We start from the raw sequence: 5,068 nt of genomic DNA, 5'->3' as shown, positions 1-5,068 counted from the left end.
CTTTATAGACTTATCCTCTTTCTTTTAATTTGTGGACGGGGAGGGAGTCGAACCCTCATGGCGAAGCTATTGATTTCGGCATCTGTTTTTACCACGCATTCTTTTTTGAGCATTAACCGCCCAGTTCGCCAAATGCCCACCGTTCTAAAAAGTTACCTAATGTCTTCATATCGTTCAGAGATTTAGTGAAATTAAACAAGTTAATACATCCAAGAGCAAACTGGTAAAAGGTCGGCAATGGACACCCGAAGAAATGAGTGGATATTAAACATACTCCTACGTTCAATCTTTTAACTGAATACAAAAGTACACAAAAAATCGCTATTGAGCGAAAAAACAGCGGTTTCTTTGCTACTTTCTTACCCGCCATCATGCTCATGAAAGAAAGTAGGCGGCTTTCGCCGCCCACCTCTCAAAATCGTGTGTAAAGTCCCGTCACCATTGTGAACATTTCTTCCAGCATATCGCAATATATGCCCTCATGCGTTTCGATGTCCTTTGTCCTACACTCAAATGTCTTTTTGCTGAAGGTCTTACGGTAGAAACGCATATTGTAGAGGTCTGCCCCTCCGTCATAGATGATGTCAAGGCGGTTGGCACTCGTCTTGTTCCTTGCAAGGCTCATTCGTAAGCCGTTGCCCATATTCACGAAGTCACGGCTTCCCGTCATTACGGCAAATCGTCTGCCGCCTATCTGCTCATATATCGTTTTTGCTATCATATTCCGTTGTTCTTTAGGGGTTATGTTTGGGCGGTGCGGACACCGCCCAAACGCTCAAGACACTGTTTTCTCTGCTATGGGTGTGTTTCTTTCCAGCCACACTTTCACGCACTCTATGTTGTACTCGCTCGTTATGACTGCCGTATGGGTGTCAATGGCGGTAAACCGACTGCTCTCATAGTCCTCTATCCACCCTTTGAGGGTATCAACTCCCCACGCTTCGGCATCGTCAAAGATGCCGTCCAATTCCGTGATAGGCTTGTAGAATTTGACTATCAGCGTTTGATAGGTTGCGCTCATTGTTTGCCTTCCTTTCCTTCCTTTGCAGTCAGCCACTTCTCCCTTGCGGTTCGGCACTCGTCCAATGTGGGTTTGACACAAGAGAATAGTTCTCCGTCCGTGTGGCGGTAGTCATATTGCACAAGTGTCCGCTTGTGTCTGCCGATACCTATTTGGAATTGTTCGTACTTCTCCGTTCCTGCTTCCGTGCAGGTACTTACTCCGTTAATGGTCATTCGCGTTGCCATAATCGTTTAGGGTTAAAATTCAACAATCAGTAGTCTATTCTCCATGTGCTTGCTCGTATCTGACACAAGCCGCTGTTTCAGCCAAAAGTGGTTGCGTCCGTAGCCATAGGCGAAGAACTTGTCCAAGTCCGTATTTTCGGACAACTGCCGTATGGCGGTCTTGAACTCGCTCCCGTTCCTTGCGAACACTGCCGTGTTCACAAGGCTGATGAGCAACATCGGGATTTGGTCGTCCCATACATTTACCACGCTTTCAATTCGTACTTCCATATTGTTCGGTGTTATAGGTTGATGTTATGCTACGTTCATCCGCTGTTGTATCAGTCCGGCATTGTCCTCCACAAGTCGGATGATGCGGTCGTGGTACTCGGTGTTGGAGTTGCACACCCCTCTGCTCTGTACCACTTTCAGCGTTCTCAGTGATACTTCTATCGTTTCTATTCGCTTGCCGTCAATGGTTGCGGAAAGGATAAGGGAGTCCACCTTGTTATGATAGCCACCCACGCAGTGGTGCATCAGTCGTCCTTCGGTTTCCATTTCCTCCACGCTCTCAATGACTTTGACAAAGATAAGATTGTCGGAGAATACAAGTCCGAAAAACATTCCTTTGGCTTTCAGATAGTTCTTCTCGTTCTCTATCATCTTCTGCCGTTCTGCTTCCGTCCTCTCTCGCTCTCTCTGTCGGTTGCGTTTGGCAAGCAACTGGTCGTGTTCAGCCTTGAGGTCTGTCGGGCAAACGTATTTCGGGCAGTTGGTGTCTTTCCCGAAGTGACGGAGAAAGTCTATTGTATCGCACCATAGTGAGCCATCGGGAATGGTATAGCCATTGCGGATGCAAATCTTGATGGAGTTCCAATATCTCTGCAAGTCCATAGTCCTTACAATGGAGTGACGTAGCATTTCCGTCTGTCCCGATTTCAATAGGGTTTCCTTTCGGCTGTCTGAAAGGATAGCGGTAAAGAAGTCGTATGGCAGGATGTTGTGGAAGTTCCCCTTATATCCGTTTCGTATGGTTTCGGGTATGACCTTTATGGTCGGGTAGGTGCAGATAGGGTCAATGTCGTATGCTCTGAACGTCTTGTTACTGCGGATTTCCATACTGCTACATTCATTCCATAGGTCGCAATAGAATAGGCTTTGACACCGCAACCTTGCCACGGTCTCTGTCTTGCCGTCGGGGGCAATCCACCGCTGGACTACCTCGTTGATGGAATACTTGGCAGGCTGGCACACCTTTCTTTCTGTGTGTACTGCGAAGAAACGGATAACTTGGAACTGCTTGCAGGTGGTGATGATGGAGAAGTATTCCATATCCTTGAACACTCGCTTTCGTGTGTCAAGCACTTCAAGTTCTTTTCCGCAATGGGGGCAGGTGCAACCGCATACGCTCTCCGCAAGCGGATGTTCGCTTTTCCATCGGTGTCCGCACTCGGTGCAAGTGAGGATGCCGCCTTTCGTTCTGTGGGCATAGTGCTTGAAGCAATGCTCAAATGCGTATGCCGTCTGCTTCTCGGTCAGCTCGGGTAGTCTGCGGATTAACTTGGCTACCTCTTTCTGTATGCGTGTTTTCGGTTTCATAAGCCTAAATCAAATAATGAGGGTTCTTGAATGGGTTGGGCGGTCGCTTTGGTGGCGGTTCTCGGCTTGTTGCGGTTCTGTAATTTGCGGACTTCCTCCTCTTGGTATTGTCGGATAGCGTTCTGCCGTGCCTCCGCCTTTTCCTCTGCGGTGAGTTCCACAACGTGGTTCACGGCTACTTGGCATTGGATAGGCTTGCCCACCTCTATCTCGTTCTCGTCATAGTAGTGTACAGCTTGTCCGTAAATCTCTCCGTCCGTGAAGCCATTGCAACTGCTTTTCTGCACATAGTTCAGAATGTAGGTCACGCAATCGTCTATGTTCTTGGCAGGGTTGCGGTAGTTCTTCGCAAAGAGTGCGTCTTCTTCCGCACGTTGCTCCAAGTACATCTGTATCGTTCTCTTGAAATGGTCTGTTCCTTTCATATCGCTGTTGTTTTTAGATGGTCTGTTTCAGTATCTCTCTCCAATAGGTCGGCTCTACCTCACTCAATAGGAAGTCCATAAAGTCTTTCCGTGTGTCCTTGTTCAGTTCGTGGTAGAGTTCACGGAATACGGATATATTGCCGTTGATGTAGGTTTCCACCATATACTCGAAGATGTTGTCCACCTCGTAGTATCTGCATTGCTGCGCTGCCGTCTTGTTGCTTCTCTTTGCCATATCGGTAGGTGTTAAAGGGTGAACAACCAAAGGATGAAACCGAAGAAGGCGATGATGGATAGGATTGCCACGATGATGCCTATCGCCACTCGGAACACTCCGTTTACTATCTCTCTGATGATGCCCCAAAGGATGCCGAACATCCCGAAGGCGGTGCGCACGATGAGGGAGCATATCGCGAACCCTATGTATTGCGCCATTTGTCTGAAGTCCATTGCTGCTGTCATAATGTTTCTTTTTGAAGTTCCACAATTCGGTCTATCCTGCCGTACAGAAGTCTGCGAAGTCCTGTCTTGTCTGTTGCCTTGTATTCCGTCCATTGTCCGTATTGGCTTACGAGGTAGGTGCGGAGAACATCGGAGAAGTCAAACCTCCAGCCTTGCAGGGGGACTGCGTTCTTGAAGTAGGTGTTGCTGTTCACCTTTTCTGTGAGCCAATCCTTTTCCTCTCGGTTCATCTGTCTTCCGTTGTTCAGTTTCTCACGGAGATTGTAAACCTTACTGCCTTTCAGTGCTTCCAATGTCGGCACTTCCCAAGCCACGAATTTTGTTGCCATTGCTATTCTCATATCCGTTTTGTTTTTGATTTTTATTTTTAATGCGGATTCAAGAGCTGAGGGAGTTGAGTTTCAAACTATCTTATCTGCCTCTCGTTTATCCGACATTTTTTTTAATGCGTCTTTCTGTCGCATCGGTCGTTTTCGTTTCGGGTGCCTAAAAAGGTAGGGATTAGGGAATGCAAGGTTTTTGGCGGAAATACTACCCGAAGCCTGCGCAGGTGTGGAGATTTCCACACAAAACAGGAGGCTTGACCTTGCTTTCCCGTCAGATCCCGGAGTTACCTTTGCACCCAGCACGAAAATGACTGTCTGATGCGGCCTACTGAAAGGCGCAAAAACGGAGGTAAACGGAAATAGAGGCAGATTAGGTAGAAAATTTCAAAAGAGAAATCCGTAAAAAAGGGAATCAACAAAAAGAAAAGGGAACAATGCCGGAAGCGTGAAACCGGGCAAACCGCCAACAAGGAAGTATGATATTATCTGTTTGGCCAGACCTGTCTGGTCGGACGAATAATATCATTCTTCCCCGGTTTGCCTGCCGTGGGTGACGGCTTGTTTCATTTATGAACCGGGCGGTCACACACGGCTTTCCGCTTCCGGCACAAAGGAACAGCGAAAAGAAAAATCGTCAGAAATCCGTAAAAGCACCTCTTAGGCATAAGCACAAAAGAAAGGGGTTCTGCATCATCAGTCTAAACAATCGTTTAGGCGTGAGGCAGAACCCTTTTCTCACCGCTTATGCAATAGTCGGCACACGTTCGTTCAAAAACTTGTTTTGTACGATGGTGTACCGACGCAAATAATTGCTTTTACGGAAAATAAGAATGAAAAATCAGAGAGATTACATCAAAAGTCCCAATAAAAATGCTACCTTTGCATACGAAGAGTTCTTTGAAGGTTACGCAATACGCAGAAGAATAATGTAGTAGATAACTTACTAATCCGTAACCTATTACCATAATGAGCAATTAACACACGCTCATTTCCAGCGGTTTACACTCTTTTAGTAACTTCCGGCAACAA

General features: G+C 46.9%; 9 protein-coding genes. All 9 read right to left on the bottom strand.

Annotated features, from left to right (window positions below):
* Positions 1-412: 412 nt before the first annotated feature.
* From N5O98_RS26840 to N5O98_RS26800, 9 genes are read right to left on the bottom strand one after another with little or no spacing between them, the layout of a single operon-like run.
* Entirely contained in the window at positions 413-721 is a 309-nt protein-coding gene (locus tag N5O98_RS26840) for a hypothetical protein (protein WP_117589831.1), read from the bottom strand.
* Between the two features lie 54 nt (positions 722-775).
* On the bottom strand, positions 776-1,078 hold the full coding sequence (locus N5O98_RS26835) for a DUF6956 domain-containing protein (RefSeq protein ID WP_182426320.1): 303 nt from the start codon (positions 1,076-1,078) through the stop codon (positions 776-778).
* Positions 1,018-1,248 (bottom strand): DUF3873 domain-containing protein, encoded by a 231-nt coding sequence (locus N5O98_RS26830; RefSeq protein ID WP_117589830.1) that lies wholly within the window; start codon positions 1,246-1,248, stop codon positions 1,018-1,020. The genes N5O98_RS26835 and N5O98_RS26830 overlap by 61 nt, the downstream gene beginning before the upstream one ends.
* Before the next feature lie 12 nt (positions 1,249-1,260).
* Positions 1,261-1,518 carry a hypothetical protein gene (locus N5O98_RS26825; RefSeq protein WP_117589829.1) on the bottom strand — a complete coding sequence of 86 codons (258 nt, stop codon included), beginning with the start codon at positions 1,516-1,518 and terminating at the stop codon, positions 1,261-1,263.
* A 24-nt stretch (positions 1,519-1,542) separates the two neighbouring features.
* The gene (locus tag N5O98_RS26820) at positions 1,543-2,826 is read right to left on the bottom strand and encodes a PcfJ domain-containing protein (protein WP_118170921.1); all 1,284 of its coding nucleotides are present in this window, start codon (positions 2,824-2,826) and stop codon (positions 1,543-1,545) included.
* Positions 2,823-3,251, bottom strand: coding sequence for a PcfK-like family protein (locus N5O98_RS26815; protein WP_117589827.1), 429 nt, complete (start codon positions 3,249-3,251; stop codon positions 2,823-2,825). Before N5O98_RS26815 ends, N5O98_RS26820 begins: the two co-directional genes overlap by 4 nt.
* Positions 3,252-3,264: 13 nt before the next feature.
* On the bottom strand, positions 3,265-3,486 hold the full coding sequence (locus N5O98_RS26810) for a hypothetical protein (RefSeq protein ID WP_117589826.1): 222 nt from the start codon (positions 3,484-3,486) through the stop codon (positions 3,265-3,267).
* A gap of 11 nt (positions 3,487-3,497) precedes the next feature.
* Positions 3,498-3,713, bottom strand: coding sequence for a hypothetical protein (locus N5O98_RS26805; RefSeq protein ID WP_117589825.1), 216 nt, complete (start codon positions 3,711-3,713; stop codon positions 3,498-3,500).
* Entirely contained in the window at positions 3,710-4,054 is a 345-nt protein-coding gene (locus N5O98_RS26800) for a molybdenum ABC transporter ATP-binding protein (RefSeq protein WP_117589824.1), read from the bottom strand. Before N5O98_RS26800 ends, N5O98_RS26805 begins: the two co-directional genes overlap by 4 nt.
* Positions 4,055-5,068 lie beyond the last annotated feature (1,014 nt).

The organism is Bacteroides sp. LFL-34, assembly GCF_027257075.1.
Classification (GTDB): domain Bacteria; phylum Bacteroidota; class Bacteroidia; order Bacteroidales; family Bacteroidaceae; genus Bacteroides; species Bacteroides ovatus.
This window is presented reverse-complemented; position numbering and strand designations above follow the sequence as displayed.

Coding starts and splice junctions, on each gene's coding strand:
- N5O98_RS26840 (WP_117589831.1), bottom strand. CDS start 721: ATGATAGCAAAAACGATATATGAGCAGATAGGCGGCAGACGATTTGCC.
- N5O98_RS26830 (WP_117589830.1), bottom strand. CDS start 1,248: ATGGCAACGCGAATGACCATTAACGGAGTAAGTACCTGCACGGAAGCA.
- N5O98_RS26825 (WP_117589829.1), bottom strand. CDS start 1,518: ATGGAAGTACGAATTGAAAGCGTGGTAAATGTATGGGACGACCAAATC.
- N5O98_RS26820 (WP_118170921.1), bottom strand. CDS start 2,826: ATGAAACCGAAAACACGCATACAGAAAGAGGTAGCCAAGTTAATCCGC.
- N5O98_RS26815 (WP_117589827.1), bottom strand. CDS start 3,251: ATGAAAGGAACAGACCATTTCAAGAGAACGATACAGATGTACTTGGAG.
- N5O98_RS26810 (WP_117589826.1), bottom strand. CDS start 3,486: ATGGCAAAGAGAAGCAACAAGACGGCAGCGCAGCAATGCAGATACTAC.
- N5O98_RS26805 (WP_117589825.1), bottom strand. CDS start 3,713: ATGACAGCAGCAATGGACTTCAGACAAATGGCGCAATACATAGGGTTC.
- N5O98_RS26800 (WP_117589824.1), bottom strand. CDS start 4,054: ATGAGAATAGCAATGGCAACAAAATTCGTGGCTTGGGAAGTGCCGACA.